Raw genomic sequence first — 15086 nt, forward strand, 5'->3', positions numbered from 1 at the left:
CCGTACCCGGGCACGCGGCCGGACTGCTCGTACGTGCACCTCGACGGCGCTGGCCACGCACTGGACACCGCGCCGTCGGGGTGGCGTTCGCGCACGCCGGTGCTCGCGTACGGGTCGAACGCGTGCCCGTCGAAGATCACCTGGCTGCGCACCCAGCTCGGCCTGACCGGGCCGGTCGTCGCGGCTCGCGTCCAGTGCACCGGGCTCGCCGCGGTGTGGGCCGCCGGGCTGCGCGAACGCGACGGCCAGCGCCCGGCAACGCTCACCGCGCTGCCGGGCGTGGCGGAGGACCACTTCGTCTGGTTCGCGACGCCGGAACAGCTCGCCGTGCTGGATGTCTGCGAGGGTCGCGGGAATCGGTACGACCTGGCGACGCTGGACAACGCCGACATCCGGCTGGACGGCGTGCTGCTTTCCGGCGTGCACGCTTATGTCGGGGCCGCGCCGGTCCGGTTTCCGTTGCTGGTCAACGGTTCCCCGGTCCGCGTCGCGGACGTGGCCCAGGCGGACGCGGCGTCGCTCATCGGCGAACCAGCGGCAGGGCACGGCCTCGCCTGCACCGTCCTGCCGCCGGAGCAGACCTTCAGCTGACCCGCGGGTCCGGAATCGCACGCACGGTCAGGAAGCCCAGCGGCTCCTGCGCAAGCCGGGCGTGGCGTTCGGGATCGACCAACGCTGCTTCGGCAGCAGGGCGTCCCTCGCGCAGTTGCTCGATCAAGAACCCGGCCTCGCGCAGTTCCTCGCAGGTCCGTTCCAGCGGGGCCAGCCAGTACCGCACCTTCCAGCCGCGGCTCCAGACCTCCTCGATCACCCGGACGTCGAAATAGTTGCCGCCGTGCCGGAGCCAATCACCGGTCGGATGCTGCCGCGACAGCACCAGCGCACCGCCCGGCCGCAGCACCCGGCGGAACTCGCGCAGCGCGCCGACCCGGTCGTCCACGTACTCCAGCGCGAGGGCGAACAGCACCTGATCCACCGACGCGTCCGGCAGCCAGGCCAGCGGTTCGGCCAGGTCCTGCACGCGGAACTCGCCCGCCGGCACCCGCTCGCGGCTCAGTTCGACCATGCGCGGGCTGAGGTCGAACCCGGTCACCCGTGCGCCGCGCGCGGTCAGTTCTTCGGCGTAGAGGCCGGGACCGCACGCGGCGTCGAGGACGTGCTGCCCGGCGACGTCGCCCAGTAGCTCCAGGCAGGCCGGGCGGTCGTAGTGCGCGTTGTAGAACCCGTTTTGCGCGTGGTCGAGGAATTCGTCGGCGAACACTTCGTATTGCGGAAAGGAACCCACTGCATCGCTCACCCGCGCCAGTCTGCCCGCGCGGGCGCGTTCAGCCGAGCAGTTTTCCGGGGTTCAGGATCCCGGTCGGGTCCACTGCGGACTTGGCCGCGCGCAGCACGTCCAGCCCGATCCGGCCGATCTCCGCCTCCAGGTACGGCGCGTGGTCGACGCCGACCGCGTGGTGGTGGCTGATCGTCCCGATGCCGGTGATCGCCTCGCACGCCGCCGCTTTCGCCCGCTGCCACTGTCCAACCGGATCAGTGTCATCCCGCGAGGTCAACACCGTGAAGTACAGCGACGCACCGGTTTCGTAGGCGTGCGAAACGTGGCACATCACGATCGCACGGCCCAGCGAAGCCACCAAAGCCGCGCGCACCGCGTCGTGCAGTTCGTCCAAATTGGACCAATACGCCGCGGTCTCCAGGGTTTCCACGCAGACGCCGAGATCCAGCAACGCGTCGCGCTGTCGCGGTCCATTGAACCGGCCGTGCCGCCATGATTCGCCGAGCACCTTGCCGATCCGCAAGGCACCGGAACACTTCAGCATCGCCGACGTTCGCCGACGGCGTCGAGCAACGTCGCCTTCCCAGCCGACAATCAGCAGGCATGGGTTCTTGATCCCGCGCGCCTTGAGATAGGTCTTCAACGCAGCGGTCTTCAATCCGGCGTTGAGCGAGAACGACACATTCGTCTCGTCCACATCGGACAGTCGGGTGACGTCCGCCAGCGCGTGGTCCTGCGCGAGCTTCCGCACCGCCGCGGCTCCGGCCTCCCAGCCGTCGACAATCCAGCCCTCGTAATGCCGCTGCTCCGGCAACGGCCGGACCCGCAGCGCGACCTCGGTGATCACGCCGAGCGTGCCCTCGCTGCCGACCGCGAGCTGCCGCAGATCCGGACCCGCCGCGGACGCCGGTGCGACACCGAGCCGCCACTCGCCCTTGGGCGTGGCCAGCCGGACCCCGGCGACCATGTCCTCGAACCGGCCGTAACCGGACGACGCCTGCCCGGCCGAACGCGTGGCCGCGAACCCGCCGATGGTGGCGCGCTCGAACGACTGCGGCACGTGACCGAGCGTGTACCCGTGCGCCGCGAGCAGCCGTTCCGCCTCCGGACCGCGCACGCCGGCCTGCAGCACCGCGATCCGCGACATCGGGTCCACCGACACCAGCTCGTCGAGCCGCACCAGGTCCAGCACGACCACGGCGGTCTTGTCGCCGCGCAGCGCCGCGACCCCGCCGACCACCGACGTACCGCCGCCGAACGGGACGACGCCGATGTCGTGCCGCACGCAGAGGTCCAGCACGGCCTGCACCTCGTCCGGGTCCGCGGGCAGCAGCACCGCGTCCGGCACCGGAACCTCGTCGCCGGCCCGGGTGTGCAGGAGGTCCAGATAGGACAGACCACCGGCACGGCCGAGCCGCTCCTGAGGATCGAGAAGCACGTGGTCCGCGCCGAGAAGTTCCTCGAATTCGGTACGGACGGGCACAGTCAGCGCGGACTCGGAGACCGGGCTGACCGCACCGGTTTTTCCGCCTCGATCAGGGCCGACCTGGCCGATACGCTGGCCGAGCCACCGGACCGCGCGGTCGGGCAGACCGGCCGCGGCCGAGCCCTCCTCGGTCCACGAACGCCGGATGCGGTGGTTGATGAGATCGCTCACGACTACAGTGTGACACATGGACGTCAAACGTCACTCCCGCCCGGGAGCGGCCCCCTCCGCACTCGCGGACGCTCGCAGCCGCCCGACCTCGGCTCGCGTCGCCGACGACGAGCTCCTCGACGCCGCGCGCCAGTGCGTGCTCGCGGTCGGCGTCCGGCGCACGACGCTCGCCGAGATCGCCCGAACCGCGCAGGTCAGCCGCATGACGGTGTACCGGCGGTTCCCCGATGTGCGCAGTGTCCTCGCCGCGCTGATGACGCGCGAGTTCAGCGGCCTGCTGCAGCGCGTGAGCGAGTCCGGCGACCACGCGGCGCACGCGCGCGACCGCATCGTGCACCTGGCTGCGGCCAGCGTCGGCGCGCTGTCGGCCGATCCGCTGTTCCGGACGCTGCTGGATGTCGATGCCGAGCTGGTGCTGCCGTACATCGTGGAGCGGCTCGGTGCGACGCAGCACTTCGCCGAGCATGTGCTCCGAAGCCTGCTCGAAGAGGGACACCGAGACGGATCGGTGCGCACCGCCGAGGTGGCCGCGCAGGCGCGATCCGTGCTGCTGGTCGTGCAGTCGTTCGCGTTCTCACTGCGCCCGGCCACCGCTGACGTGGACGAGGACGCGCTGCTCGCCGAATTCCGGCACCTGGTCGAAGCGGGGTTGAAACCATGAGCACCGGATCCCTCAACTCGCGCCGCCGCGAACGCGAACTGTCCCGCTTGGTCGACGGCGAACAGGTCGACGTGCTCGTGGTCGGCGGCGGCGTCACCGGCGCCGGCATCGCACTCGACGCGGCCGCACGGGGTCTTTCCGTCGCGTTGGTGGAGGCGCACGATCTCGCGTTCGGCACGTCGCGCTGGTCGAGCAAGCTGGTGCACGGCGGATTGCGGTACCTCGCCAAGGGCGAACTCGGGCTCGCGCACGAGAGCGCCGTGGAGCGCGGGATTCTCCTGACCCGCACCGCGCCGCACCTCACGCGCGCGATGCCGCAGCTTTTTCCGCTCTATCCCGGGACTTCCGCCGCGCAACAGGCTTTGATCGCGGCCGGGCTCCGGGCTGGCGACGGGTTGCGCCGGGCTGCGCGGACACCGTCGTCGGTACTGCCTGGGCCGCGCCGGATTCCCGCTGCTGAGGCGCTGGCCCTGTCCCCCGGCCTGGCTCCCGCTGGGCTGCGCGGCGCTCTTCTGGCGTACGACGGAGCTTTGGTGGACGATGCGCGCCTGGTGGTCAGCATCGCCCGCACCGCAGCCTTGCTCGGGGCCCGGATCCTCACGCGCTTATCGGCGGTTTCCTTGTCCGGCAACGAAGCCCAGGTCAGCGATGGGACCTCCGCGTACACACTTCGCGCGCGCCAGGTCATCAACGCGACCGGCGTGTGGGCGGACACTCTGACTGATTCTGTCCAGCTGCGCCCTTCGCGTGGGTCCCACCTGGTGCTCGCGCCGGACTCAGTGCGAGTCGGCGCCACGTCGGTCAACATTCCGGTTCCCGGCGAGACCAACCGGTTCGTGTTCCTGCTGCCGCAGCTCGACGGTCGAGTCTACTTAGGACTCACCGACGAGCCGGTATCCGGCGACGTACCCGATGTCCCATCCGTGCCCGAGTCCGATGTGGACTTCCTGCTATCGACAGCTTCTTCCGTCCTGGATCGCCCGCTGACCGCCGCGGACGTGATCGGTTCGTACGCCGGGTTGCGTCCGCTCGTCTCCGGTTCCGCTGGACGGAGCGCCGATCTGTCCCGAAAGCACGCAGTGATCACCGGTTCCGACGGCGTGCTCACCGTGGTCGGCGGGAAGCTGACGACGTATCGGCGAATGGCCGAGGACGCCGTCGATGCCGCCTTGACGCACGCCGGATTGTCCGCCGGCCCTTCGCGAACCGCAAAACTGCCACTGCTCGGCGCCGCACCACGACCCCGACTGTCTCTTGTGGACGCTCCGGCCCGGTTGGTGGCCAAATACGGCACCGAAGCACCCCGAGTGGCGGCACTCGGCGAACTGGAACCGGAATTCGCGACCCCGCTGTGCGCGTCGACGGAAATCACCGCCGCCGAGGTGGTGTGGGCCGTCCGGCACGAGGGCGCGACGACCGTCGAGGACGTCCTCGAACGCCGCACCCGGCTGGCCTTGGTGCCCGCCGACGCCGAAGCCGCCCGGGATCGGGTGGCCGAACTGGTGGAGAAAACGCTGGCCGGACTGTCCTGAAGCTTGCCCCAACACCGTCCTGCGTGGTGCTGGTGAGGTACGTGAGGGGAACCCTGAGGGAATCTGATTCCCTCAGGGTTCCCCTCACGTACGTTCGCCCCGCCCCGCCTGACGCGTCTCGCAAGGCGGTGCGGCTCGTCATCGCTCGGCGAGAAGACCGCATTGGGGCGGGCAAATCCCGGCAAGGCAGCTTGACGCTTCGTTGGGTTTTTGCAACAGTTCGGTCCATGAGCCCGGTGCGGCGTGGCAAGGAGCTGCCGATCCACAACCGGCTGCCGGTGCTGCGCGCGGAGCGCGGGATGAGCCGCGCGGAGCTTGCCGAGGCGGTCGAGGTCAATCCGCAGACCATCGGGGCGCTGGAGCGCGGGGATCATTACCCGAGCCTCGATCTGGCGTTGCGTATTTGCGCGGTGTTCGGCCTGCCGGTGGAAGCCGTGTTCAGCCGTGCGCCGCTGGAGGGGGACGCGTGACGCTGGAGATCGACCGGATCAGCAAACGGTTCGGCACGAAAACCGCGCTCGACGGCGTGAGTTTCACCGCTGCGCCGGGCGAGCTGTTCGGGTTCGTCGGCAGCAACGGGGCGGGCAAGACGACCACGATGCGGATCGCGCTCGGCGTGCTGGCGGCCGACTCCGGCGAGGTGCGCTTCGCCGGGCAGCCGGTCACGCACGACACCCGCGCGCAGATCGGGTACATGCCGGAGGAACGCGGGCTGTACCCGAAAATGCGGGTCATCGACCAGCTGGTTTACCTCGCCGAACTGCACGGCCTCAGCACCAACGACGCACACCGCGCCGCCGAATTGTGGATCGCGCGGCTCGGGCTCGGGCCGAGACGCAAGGACGATATCCAGAAGCTCAGTCTCGGCAACCAGCAACGCGTGCAACTCGCCGCCGCGCTCGTGCACGATCCGGCATTGCTGGTGCTCGACGAACCGTTCTCCGGCCTCGATCCACTCGCGGTAGACGTGCTGAGCGGCGTACTGCGCGAGAAGGCGGCGACCGGTGTGCCGGTGGTGTTTTCCAGCCACCAACTCGACCTCGTGGAGCGGCTGTGCGACCGAGTCGGCATCATCCGCGACGGCCGGATGGTCGCGGTCGGCACCGTGGACGAGCTGACTCGCGACGCCGGACGCCGCTTGGTCGTCACCGCACCGAGCGCGAATCCCGGTTGGGCGGCAACGGTTCCCGGCGCGCGCGTCCTCGAAGACCGCGGCCCCACGACAGTGCTGGAACTGTCGCCGAGCGCCGACGACCAGGCCGTGCTCGCCGCCGCGCTCGCCACCGGACCGGTGACGGAATTCAGCCACCGCCGCCGTACGCTCGCCGATCTGTTCCGCGATTCGGTCGCCACGCCGGGAGCGCCTCGATGAGCCGGATCCGCTCCGCCCGCGCCGTGCGGCTGGTAGCCAAACGGGAGATCAACGCCCGGCTGCGCACCCGGTCCTTTGTGGTCAGCACTGCGGTGATGCTGGTGCTGCTGCTGGGTTACGTCGCCCTGCAGGCGTTCCTCGCCGGGGATCGGGAGACGACTCGCGTCGCGCTGGCCGGGCAAGCGCAGGGCATCGCCACGCAGCTGGAGAACAACGACCGGCACCTCAAGATCGTCCTGGTACAGTCCGAATCGGACGGATTGACCCAGGTCCGCGACGGCGAGGTCGACGCGCTCGTATCCGGCAGCGCTTCCCGTCCGCGAGTGATCGTTAAGTCCACTTTAGACACACAGCTGCGCACCGTGCTGGACAACATCGCGCAGCAACAGGTCTTAGACGCTCAGCTGTACTCGGCGAACCTCGACCCCGCCGCCGTGCACCAGGCAGTATCCGCCACCCACGCCGACGTGCAGGCTCTCGAACCGGCGGATCCGCAAGCCGGGACGAAGCTGGCGACCGGGATCGTGGTCGCGATCCTGTTGTATCTCAGCATCATGACCTACGGGATGTTCGTCGCGCAGGGCGTGGTCGAGGAGAAGTCCAGCCGCGTGGTGGAGATCCTGCTCGCGACCGTCCGGCCGGCGCATTTGCTGCTGGGCAAGGTCATCGGGCTCGGCCTGGTCGGATTGGCGCAGCTCGCGATCCTCGCCGCGGCGGGTTTGCTCGCCGGTGGCGTATCCGGCGTGTTCTCGATCTCGAGCGTCGCGTTGGGGACGCTGGGCTGGGGTCTCGTCTGGTATCTGCTGGGTTTCCTGCTCTACGCCATGCTGTACGGCGCGGCCGGCGCGCTGGTGTCGCGGCAGGAGGACACGCAGGCAGTGGTCGGGCCGGTGAATATCGCGCTGGTGATCGGGTTTGTGGCTGGGATCAATCTGCTGACGCAAGCACCGCAGGGGACGGCTACGCGGGTTGTCTCGCTGATCCCGTTGCTGTCGCCGATCCTGATGCCCGCACGGATCGCGCTCGGAACGGTCGAGCCGTGGGAAATCGTGCTGTCCCTGCTGCTGACCGTCGCGCTGATCGCGGTGGTCACTTGGGTGGGGGCACGGGTGTACCGGAACGGCGTGCTGCGAGTCGGCAGCCGGGTGCGGCTGGTGGACGCGTTGCGCCGTTAGGGCACTCGGCCCGGTACGGGATCCGCGTGGTGGTCGGCGAGGTAGCTCTGGTTGACCTCGATCAGCCCACGCTAAGACTTCGTAATCGCCCCATACCGCTGCAACGCGACCTGCCGTTCCTCCGCGTGATCGACGATCGGCTCCGGATACCCCTCCGGACGCTCCTTCAGCACATGCACCGCTTTCCCTTCCACCCCACGCAATTCCGGCACATACCGGCGCACGTAATCGCCCTGCGGGTCGAATTTCTGCCCCTGCGTGGTCGGGTTGAAGATCCGGAAATACGGCGCGGCGTCCGTCCCGGAACCGGCGACCCATTGCCAGTTCAGCTGATTCGACGCCAGGTCCCCGTCCACCAGATGCCGCATGAAGTGCCGCGCGCCCCACCACCACGGCAGATGCAGGTCTTTCACCAGGAAACTCGCCACGATCATCCGGACCCGGTTGTGCATCCACCCCTCGGCCAGCAGCTGCCGCATGCCGGCGTCGACGATCGGGTAGCCGGTCCGGCCCTCGCGCCACTGCGCGAACATCTCCTGCGCGGTTTTCCCGGTGTCGTAACGCATTCCGTCAAAGCGCCGGTCATAGTTCTGCCGCGCGGTCTCCGGCCGGTTCCACAGGACGTCGGCATGAAACTCGCGCCAGCACAGCTCGGAGCGCAACGCCTGCGCTCCCTCGGACCGCTTGGCAGCCAAGTCGGCCAGCATCGTCCGCGGATGGATCGCACCCCAGCGCAGATAGGGAGAAAGCCTTGTGGTGCCAGCATGATCCGGTCGATCGCGTTCGAAAGCATAATCGGCGAGGCCGTCGGAGAGGAAGTCATGCCACACCGACAAAGCGGCCTCCTCCCCCGCTGGCGGCAGCTCGCAGTGCACCTCAGGAGTTTCCGGCAAAGCTGACGAGGATGAAGGCTTAACCCAGTCCACAATAGACACATGAGTATCCGCCGGACGAGGCCAGCCGTGCTGCGCCCAAGCGCGATAAAACGGGGTGAAGACCCGATACGGGGTGCCGTCCGGCTTCGTAACCCGCCCTGGCGTGACGGCATACGAAGAACCCGTCTCGACCCACTGAATTCGATGCTCTGCCAACGCAGCAGCCACAGCTTCGTCGCGCTCACGCCCATAAGGTGCGGTATCCGCAGAGACATGCACCGCTGCCGCACGAATCTCCCGTGCGGCAGCGACCACCTCGCGCGCCGGATCGCCGTACCGGATCATCAACCGGCCGGACAACGCTTTGTCCAGCTCCCGCAAGGAATTCAGCAGAAACGCGACTCGCGGCGAACCGGCGGGCTTGAGCAGCCGGTCGTCCAGCACGTACAGCGCCAGAATGCGTTTGCTGTGCTTGGCCGCTTCAAAGAGCGCGGCATGGTCTCGCAACCGCAGATCCCGGCGGAACCACAGCACGACCGGCGCTTCCATCGTCATGCCGCACAACGATAAACGCCCCGCCGTGCGGAAGCACGGCGGGGCGTTTCACCAAGCAGAGACTCAGCGCTCCGACATCGGGATGTAATCCCGCGACTCGTGGCCGGTGTAGATCTGGCGCGGGCGGCCGATCTTCGTCTGCGGGTCGTTGATCATCTCGCGCCAGTGCGCGATCCAGCCGGGGAGCCGGCCGAGCGCGAACAGCACGGTGAAGTACTTCGTCGGGAACCCGAGCGCGCGGTAGATCAAACCGGTGTAGAAGTCCACGTTCGGGTACAGCTTGCGCTCGACGAAGTAGTCGTCGGAAAGCGCGGTTTCCTCGAGCTTCTTGGCGATCTCCAGCAGCTGGTCGCCGCCCTTGAGCTTGCCGAGAATCTCGTCCGCGGTGTTCTTGATGATCTTCGCGCGCGGGTCGTAGTTCTTGTAGACCCGGTGCCCGAAGCCCATGAGCTTGACACCTTTTTCCTTGTTCTTCACGCGGTTGACGAACGTCGCGACATCGCCGCCGTCGTCGCGGATGCCCTCGAGCATCTCCAGCACCGCCGCGTTCGCGCCGCCGTGCAGCGGGCCGAACAGCGCGTTGATGCCCGCCGAGATGCTGGCGAACAGGTTCGCCTCGGACGAGCCGACGAGCCGCACCGTGGAGGTCGAGCAGTTCTGCTCGTGGTCGGCGTGCAGGATGAACAGCAGGTCGAGCGCCTTCGCGACGTCCGGGTCGACCTCGTACGGCTCGGCCGGGAAGCCGAACGTCATCCGCAGGAAGTTCTCGACCAGGCCCAGCGAGTTGTCCGGGTACAGCAGCGGCTGGCCGACGGACTTCTTGTACGCGTACGCCGCGAGCGTCGGCACCTTCGCCAGCAGGCGGATGGTGGACAGCTCGACGTTGGGCTCGTCGAACGGGTTCAGCGAGTCCTGGTAGAAGGTCGACAGCGCGGAAACGGCGCTGGACAGCACCGGCATCGGGTGCGCGTCGCGCGGGAAGCCGGAGAAGAACGCCTTGAGGTCCTCGTGCAGCAGGGTGTGCCGCTGGATCTTCTCGGTGAAGTCGGCCAGCTGGGCCTCGGTCGGCAGCTCGCCGTAGATGAGCAGGTAGGACACCTCGATGAAGGTGGACTTCCCCGCCAGCTGCTCGATCGGGTAGCCGCGGTAGCGCAGGATGCCCGCATCACCGTCGATGTAGGTGATGGCCGACGACGCGGCGCCGGTGTTGACGAACCCGGGGTCGTAGGTGATGTACCCCGTCTGCGCCAGCAGCTTTCCCAGTTCGATTCCCGGAGCGCCCTCGACCGGCTTGACGACCTTGAACTCGTGCTCGCCGTTCGGCAGGCGCAGCGTCGCGGTTTCGCCGCCGGACTGCCCCGCATTCGTCGCGTCGGACATGCAGGTCCCTCTCACGTTGGGCACGGGACGGCGGCGTCTGCGGGTTCCGCAGTAGCCACGTGTTCACGCGAGGAAACACGCGCCTCGCTGCACACCGACCCGCTGGGTATGAATTCACCACTACGCTAGTCGAAGGGTGGGTCAGTCCGCACTCGCTGCGTTGCCCCAAAAGGCCCCATTGGGACCAGGTTCACACGGTGGCCGCCATCTCCGCCGCGGTCGGCGGCTCCGCGCCGCTGCGGGAAACCGTGATCGAGGCCGCTTTCGCCGCATAAGCAAGCGCTTCGGTCCACGCGCCGGCGTCGAGTGCGGCCAGGTCGCGCACGGTGCGCTCGTGCAGCCAGGCCAGCAACGCGCCTTGTACGGTGTCGCCGGCGCCGATGGTGTCCGCCACGGTGACTTCGCGGGACGCGACGTGGGCCAGCTCACCAGCCGAAGTGATCACAGACAAGCCGTCCGCGCCTCGGGTGAGCACGACGGCGTCCACACCGGACTCCACCCACGTTTTCGCCGCGGCCACCGGGTCGGCCCCTTCGGCGAGCCACGCGGCGTCGTCGTCGGAGATTTTCAGCAGCCGCACGTCGGGCAGCCAGGACGCGAAGCGCGCGCGATAAGCCGCCGGATCGGCGATGAGCGCCTCCCGGATGTTCGGGTCGAGCACGGTCAGCGTCCCACGCGCGGATTCGCGGCGCAGAATTTGTTCGTACGCGCTCGCGCCGGGTTCCAGCACCATGCCGAGCGTTCCGAGCGACAGCGCGGTCGTTTCTTCCGGCAGCGCACCAGGATCGGAGACCAGCCGATCGGCGGTTCCCTCGACGTAGAACGTGTATCGCGCGGCGCCGCGTTCGTCGAGCGCGACGACGGCGAGCGTCGTCGGCTCGTTGCCGCGCTGCAGCAACGAAGTGTCGACGTGCGAAGCGGAAAGGCGATCCACCAACGCGACGCCGAACCGGTCAGTGGAAACCCGCGACAGGAACGACGCGGGCACGCCGAGCCGGGCCGCGGCGAGCGCGACGTTGTACGGGCCGCCGCCGAGCCTCGGCAGCAGCGCGCGCAACCCACCGTCCACAGTGGAATCCAACGGTTCGCCAGGAACGAGGTCGACCAGCGCCTCTCCACCCACCACGATCACAAGCGGCGAGTGTAGAGGAACCGGCGCTGACAATTCCTGTCCCGATGCGGACAAATCAGTTCTTGTCGAGTCCGCCCAGCAGCAGTTCGCCGAGCGCGGTGAACGCTTCCGCGTCGGACACGTCGGTGCGGCGGCCGAGCACGCCGGTCTGAATGCCCTCGATGATCAGTCCGGTCATTTCGGCCACGAGCCGCGCGTGCACGTCGCGGAACACTCCGTCGGCGACGCCCTTGTCGATGAACGCGCGAATCCGGCGGGCGGCGGCGCGGCTGTTGAGCTGATAGGTGTCGCGGGCGGGCGCGAACGCGGCGATATCGGCCATGAACTCCGGCGACGCCCGGTTCAGGTGCTCGGAGACGCCGGAGAGGTACTCGCCGATCAGCTCGCGCGCGTCGTCGATTCCCGCGATCCGCTTCTCCAGGCGTTCGGCGGCGTCGCGGAAGAAGTGCGCGACGACCTTGACCGCGAGCTGCTCCTTGCTCGGCGCGAGCGCGTACAGCGTCGACTTCGAGCAGCGGAGCCGGGCGGCCAGGTCGTCGAGCGTGAAGCCGGCGAAGCCCTCCGCCAGGAACAACGTCTCTAACTCGCGCAGCAGGGCTTGCTGCCGCGCGGTGGGACGGCGACGGGCTTCAGGGGTGGACATCACGTCACTATCTCCTACCGATCAGGGACAGCCCCGCTCCGCATACGGTACTCTCAATCAGCCGTTAGTACTGTTTTCAGTACCACCGCGTTCTGGGAGGAACCATGCCGGTCGACCGTCTGCTGCCGACGCCGGAGTCCGAAGACCTGCTCGCGCTCGTCACGGAGATCGCCCGTGACGAGCTGAAACCGCGTGCTTCGGCCGACGAGGAGGCCGAGCGGTTCCCGCGCGACCTGTTCACCCTGATGGGCAAGTCCGGTCTGCTGGGCCTGCCGTACTCGGAGCGCTGGGGCGGGGCCGAGCAGCCGTACGAGGTCTACCTGCAGGCGCTGGAGGAGATCGCCGGCGCGTGGATGAGCGTCGGCGTGGGCCTGTCGGTGCACACGATGTCCTGCTACGCGCTCGCGCACTACGGCACGGAGGAGCAGCAGGACCGCTGGCTGCCGGACATGCTGGGCGGCTCGCTGCTCGGCGCGTACGCCCTGTCGGAAACGCAGGCCGGCTCGGACGCGGCGGCGCTGTCCACCCGCGCACGGCTTTCCGAGGACGAGTACGTCGTCAATGGCACGAAAGCGTGGATCACCCACGCTGGTGTCGCGGACTTCTACACGACGATGGTCCGCACGAGCGACGACGGCGGACACGGCATCTCGTGTCTCCTGGTCGACTCGTCGACTCCGGGCCTCTCGGCGGCCCCGCGCGAGCGGAAAATGGGTCTGACCGGGTCTCCGACGGCGCAGCTGCTGTTCGAGGACGCGCGGGTGCCCGCTGACCGCCTGATCGGCGGCGAGGGTGCGGGCCTGAAGATCGCTTTGTCGTCGCTCAGCTCGGGCCGGCTCGGGATCGCCGCGTGCGCTGTGGGCCTGGCGCAGGCCGCGCTGGACGAGGCCGTGGAGTACGCGAAGGGACGCACCCAGTTCGGGCGTCCGATCGCGGACTTCCAGGGCATGGAGTTCCTGCTGGCCGACATGGCCGCGACGGTCGAATCGGCTCGTGCGACCTATCTGGACGCCGCCCGCCGTCGCGACCGCGGCCTGGACTTCCAGCGCCAGTCGTCGATCGCGAAGCTGGTGGCGACGGACGGCGCGATGAAGGTGACGACCGACGCCGTGCAGGTGCTCGGCGGTGCCGGGTACACGCGGGACTTCCCGGTGGAGCGGTACATGCGGGAGGCGAAGGTGCCGCAGATCTTCGAAGGGACGAATCAGATTCAGCGGATGGTGATCGCGCGTTCGCTGAAGAACGCCTAGTCTTTTCTGTCGTCATAAGCCGCGCGGGCGGCATGGACGCGGCCCGCGTTGGCTTTCGACCAGTCGGCGATCGCGCCGGTCAACGCGCCGACGTCTCGGCCGAGATCGGTCAGCGCGTACTCCACGCGCGGCGGAATCGTCGGGTAGATCGTGCGGGTGACCAGCCCGTCGCGTTCGAGGTTGCGCAGCACCTGGGTGAGGGATTTCTGCGTGACGCCCTCGACGCCGCGGCGCAGCTCGGTGAACCGCAGCGGGCGCTCGTACTGCCGGAGCAGACCGAGGGCGTAGAGCGTCCACTTGTTGGCCAGCACGTCCATCACGGTGCGCGACGGGCACGCTTTCGCATACTTGGTATCCATTAGGTACCTATAGATCGTCGAGGTGCCTTCTTCACAAACGATACCGGTGGCGAGCAGGCTTTGTCGCATGATCTTGATGACCGGAGCCACCGGAAAAATCGGGCGCGAAGCCGTCCGGCTGCTCGGACCTGTCCGCACGCTCGTCCGCACCCCGTCGGGCGGCACCGACGAGGTGATCGGCGATTTCGACCGCCCGGACACCCTCGACGCGGCCCTGCGCGGCGTCGACACCCTCCTGCTGATCGGGCCCGCCGTGGCGTCGCAGATGGCGGTGCTCGATCGCGCTGCCGCGCACGGCGTGCGGCACGTCGTGCGGGTCACCAACCACAAGGCTGTCGACGATTCGCCCGTCGCCCGGCGGCGGGAGCACGCGCGGATCGACGCGCACCTCAAGGCGTCCGGGATGGACTACACGTTGCTCGCGCCGAACTTCTTTATGCAGAATCTGCTGGCTCTCGCGCCGGAGATCTCTGCGACCGGCGGCTTTTCGAGCTCCGCGGGCGACGGCCGGATCGGGATGATCGACGCCCGCGACGTCGCGGCGGCGGCTGCCGCGATCGCGACTGATCCGGCGGTGCATGCCGGGCGGACGTATCTGCTGACTGGACCGGAGCTGGTCACGTTCGCGGATGTGGCGCGGGAATGGGCTTCGGTGACGGGCCGCGCGGTGGAGTACCGGCAGATCTCGGCTAAGGAGCATCGCGCGGCGATGGAGTCGAACGGGGTGCCGGAGGCGGGGTCGAACGCGCAGGTTTTCGAGCTGCTGGCGCAGGGGGACGGGGCTTGGCTGTCGGACGACTTCGCCGCGGTCACCGGTGGTGCGCCGCGGGGGTTGCGGAGGTTTCTGGCGGACTACTGCTCCTAGAGCGCTGAGCATGATCAACCCAGCGGCGAAACATGGCTCTCCGTGTCGTTATGGTTACTGACAGTCTCGCGGCAGGCGTGAGACAATGCCGGTGACGTGAGGAGACGCTGTGACAGCACTTCCCGAGCCGACGCGTGGTGAATTCCCCTGGGAGATCCCGGATCACCTGCTGTCGATCGAGGAATACGCGGCCCTCGGTGAAACCGACTCCGGCTTCACCGAGCTCGTGGAGGGCCGCTTGATGATGTCGCCCAGTCCTAAACCAAGACACAGCGTTGCCATGCTGGAGCTAGTGTCCTGCGCCTGAAGTCCGCTATCTAATTGTAGGATGCGGTGATGGCGGGTCGTGGA

Annotated in this window: 15 protein-coding genes and 1 pseudogene; 9 read left to right on the forward strand and 7 right to left on the reverse strand. The window is 68.3% G+C overall.

Features of this window, described 5'->3' with window-relative positions:
• Positions 1–33 precede the first annotated feature (33 nt).
• On the forward strand, positions 34–591 hold the full coding sequence (locus tag ABD156_RS30035) for a gamma-glutamylcyclotransferase (RefSeq protein WP_344281165.1): 558 nt from the start codon (positions 34–36) through the stop codon (positions 589–591).
• Here the strand turns inward: ABD156_RS30035 and ABD156_RS30040 are convergent.
• Together ABD156_RS30040 and ABD156_RS30045 are read right to left on the reverse strand one after the other, a co-directional pair.
• On the reverse strand, positions 584–1297 hold the full coding sequence (locus ABD156_RS30040; protein ID WP_344281167.1) for a class I SAM-dependent methyltransferase: 714 nt from the start codon (positions 1295–1297) through the stop codon (positions 584–586). The two genes, ABD156_RS30035 and ABD156_RS30040, sit on opposite strands and share 8 nt — an antisense overlap.
• Before the next feature lie 28 nt (positions 1298–1325).
• Complete coding sequence (locus ABD156_RS30045) at positions 1326–2936, reverse strand: FAD-binding oxidoreductase (RefSeq protein ID WP_344281170.1); 1611 nt, start codon at positions 2934–2936, stop codon at positions 1326–1328.
• A gap of 16 nt (positions 2937–2952) precedes the next feature.
• Here ABD156_RS30045 and ABD156_RS30050 point away from each other — a divergent pair, with 16 nt between their 5' ends.
• From ABD156_RS30050 to ABD156_RS30070, 5 genes are all read left to right on the forward strand, one after another.
• Positions 2953–3597, forward strand: coding sequence for a TetR/AcrR family transcriptional regulator (locus ABD156_RS30050; RefSeq protein ID WP_344281173.1), 645 nt, complete (start codon positions 2953–2955; stop codon positions 3595–3597).
• The gene (locus ABD156_RS30055; RefSeq protein ID WP_344281176.1) at positions 3594–5129 is read left to right on the forward strand and encodes a glycerol-3-phosphate dehydrogenase/oxidase; all 1536 of its coding nucleotides are present in this window, start codon (positions 3594–3596) and stop codon (positions 5127–5129) included. Before ABD156_RS30050 ends, ABD156_RS30055 begins: the two co-directional genes overlap by 4 nt.
• 227 nt (positions 5130–5356) lie before the next feature.
• Entirely contained in the window at positions 5357–5599 is a 243-nt protein-coding gene (locus ABD156_RS30060) for a helix-turn-helix transcriptional regulator (protein WP_344281179.1), read from the forward strand.
• Positions 5600–5601: 2 nt separating this feature from the next.
• Positions 5602–6501, forward strand: coding sequence for an ABC transporter ATP-binding protein (locus ABD156_RS30065; protein ID WP_344281272.1), 900 nt, complete (start codon positions 5602–5604; stop codon positions 6499–6501).
• Positions 6498–7676 (forward strand): ABC transporter permease, encoded by a 1179-nt coding sequence (locus tag ABD156_RS30070; RefSeq protein ID WP_344281182.1) that lies wholly within the window; start codon positions 6498–6500, stop codon positions 7674–7676. Before ABD156_RS30065 ends, ABD156_RS30070 begins: the two co-directional genes overlap by 4 nt.
• Positions 7677–7747: 71 nt before the next feature.
• On the opposite strand, the gene ABD156_RS30075 is transcribed toward ABD156_RS30070, so the two are convergent.
• The 4 genes from ABD156_RS30075 to ABD156_RS30090 all read right to left on the reverse strand — a co-directional run bounded on the left by ABD156_RS30075 (position 7748) and on the right by ABD156_RS30090 (position 12261).
• Positions 7748–9106 (reverse strand): cryptochrome/photolyase family protein, encoded by a 1359-nt coding sequence (locus ABD156_RS30075; protein WP_344281184.1) that lies wholly within the window; start codon positions 9104–9106, stop codon positions 7748–7750.
• A 63-nt stretch (positions 9107–9169) separates the two neighbouring features.
• Complete coding sequence (locus ABD156_RS30080) at positions 9170–10486, reverse strand: citrate synthase (protein WP_344281187.1); 1317 nt, start codon at positions 10484–10486, stop codon at positions 9170–9172.
• A 190-nt stretch (positions 10487–10676) separates the two neighbouring features.
• Positions 10677–11618, reverse strand: a complete 942-nt coding sequence (locus tag ABD156_RS30085; RefSeq protein ID WP_344281190.1) for a carbohydrate kinase family protein — start codon at positions 11616–11618, stop codon at positions 10677–10679.
• A 55-nt stretch (positions 11619–11673) separates the two neighbouring features.
• Positions 11674–12261 (reverse strand): TetR/AcrR family transcriptional regulator, encoded by a 588-nt coding sequence (locus tag ABD156_RS30090; protein ID WP_344281193.1) that lies wholly within the window; start codon positions 12259–12261, stop codon positions 11674–11676.
• Positions 12262–12365: 104 nt separating this feature from the next.
• Between ABD156_RS30090 and ABD156_RS30095 the strand changes: the two genes are divergently transcribed.
• Positions 12366–13511 (forward strand): acyl-CoA dehydrogenase family protein, encoded by a 1146-nt coding sequence (locus ABD156_RS30095; protein ID WP_344281196.1) that lies wholly within the window; start codon positions 12366–12368, stop codon positions 13509–13511.
• On the opposite strand, the gene ABD156_RS30100 is transcribed toward ABD156_RS30095, so the two are convergent.
• Entirely contained in the window at positions 13508–13870 is a 363-nt protein-coding gene (locus ABD156_RS30100; RefSeq protein ID WP_344281198.1) for a winged helix-turn-helix transcriptional regulator, read from the reverse strand. The genes ABD156_RS30095 and ABD156_RS30100 overlap by 4 nt on opposite strands.
• A 67-nt stretch (positions 13871–13937) precedes the next feature.
• On the opposite strand from ABD156_RS30100, the gene ABD156_RS30105 reads away from it, so the two are divergent.
• A complete protein-coding gene (locus ABD156_RS30105; RefSeq protein ID WP_344281201.1) occupies positions 13938–14735 on the forward strand; it encodes an NmrA family NAD(P)-binding protein in 798 nt (265 codons plus the stop codon).
• A 109-nt stretch (positions 14736–14844) separates the two neighbouring features.
• Positions 14845–15018, forward strand: a pseudogene (locus ABD156_RS30110) (Uma2 family endonuclease); the annotation flags it as partial.
• Positions 15019–15086: the final 68 nt, after the last annotated feature.

It is taken from the genome of Amycolatopsis albidoflavus, from assembly GCF_039525725.1.
Taxonomy (GTDB): Bacteria; Actinomycetota; Actinomycetes; order Mycobacteriales; family Pseudonocardiaceae; genus Amycolatopsis; species Amycolatopsis albidoflava.

Bases quoted from the DNA above. Each gene is read 5' to 3' on its own strand.
- ABD156_RS30050 (WP_344281173.1), top strand. From the start codon at position 2,953: ATGGACGTCAAACGTCACTCCCGCCCGGGAGCGGCCCCCTCCGCACTC.
- ABD156_RS30055 (WP_344281176.1), top strand. From the start codon at position 3,594: ATGAGCACCGGATCCCTCAACTCGCGCCGCCGCGAACGCGAACTGTCC.
- ABD156_RS30060 (WP_344281179.1), top strand. From the start codon at position 5,357: ATGAGCCCGGTGCGGCGTGGCAAGGAGCTGCCGATCCACAACCGGCTG.
- ABD156_RS30070 (WP_344281182.1), top strand. From the start codon at position 6,498: ATGAGCCGGATCCGCTCCGCCCGCGCCGTGCGGCTGGTAGCCAAACGG.
- ABD156_RS30075 (WP_344281184.1), bottom strand. From the start codon at position 9,106: ATGACGATGGAAGCGCCGGTCGTGCTGTGGTTCCGCCGGGATCTGCGG.
- ABD156_RS30080 (WP_344281187.1), bottom strand. From the start codon at position 10,486: ATGTCCGACGCGACGAATGCGGGGCAGTCCGGCGGCGAAACCGCGACG.
- ABD156_RS30090 (WP_344281193.1), bottom strand. From the start codon at position 12,261: ATGTCCACCCCTGAAGCCCGTCGCCGTCCCACCGCGCGGCAGCAAGCC.
- ABD156_RS30095 (WP_344281196.1), top strand. From the start codon at position 12,366: ATGCCGGTCGACCGTCTGCTGCCGACGCCGGAGTCCGAAGACCTGCTC.
- ABD156_RS30100 (WP_344281198.1), bottom strand. From the start codon at position 13,870: ATGGATACCAAGTATGCGAAAGCGTGCCCGTCGCGCACCGTGATGGAC.
- ABD156_RS30105 (WP_344281201.1), top strand. From the start codon at position 13,938: ATGATCTTGATGACCGGAGCCACCGGAAAAATCGGGCGCGAAGCCGTC.